The organism is Terrabacter sp. 01T434 (genome assembly GCF_056398545.1).
This window is the reverse complement of record NZ_JBFTPP010000034.1, coordinates 1-487: the sequence shown is the minus strand read 5'-3', so window position 1 is coordinate 487 and position 487 is coordinate 1. Positions and strand designations below refer to the sequence as shown.

At 67.8% G+C, this 487-nt stretch carries 1 protein-coding gene; it reads left to right on the top strand.

The window, feature by feature from the left end; all coding sequences use genetic code 11:
• A partial coding sequence (locus AC1DIW_RS21870) for an aldehyde dehydrogenase family protein (RefSeq protein ID WP_478110924.1) occupies positions 1-487 on the top strand: 487 nt, incomplete at both ends.

The window sequence follows — 487 nt, the reverse complement described above, 5'->3', positions numbered from 1 at the left end:
TCGTGGACCTGGTCAACCAGAACATGGATGAGCTCGCCACCCTGCTGTCCTCCGAGCACGGCAAAACCTTCCTGGATGCCAAGGGCGACATCCAGCGCGGCATCGAAGTGGTCGAGTTTGCCGCCGGTGCCCCGCACCTGCTCAAGGGCGAGTTCTCCGACAGTGCCGGGACCGGCGTCGACGTCCACTCGATGCGGCAGCCGCTCGGCGTCGTCGCCGGCATCACGCCGTTCAACTTCCCGGCCATGATCCCGCTCTGGAAGTCCGGTCCGGCCCTGGCCGCCGGCAACTCCTTCATCCTCAAGCCCTCCGAGCGGGACCCCTCCGTGCCGCTGCGGCTGGCCGAGCTGTTCACCGAGGCCGGGCTGCCGGACGGCGTGTTCAACGTGGTCAACGGCGACAAGGAGGCCGTGGACGCGCTGCTGGAGGACCCACGCGTCCAGGCCATCGGCTTCGTCGGTTCCACCCCGATCGCGCAGTACATCTA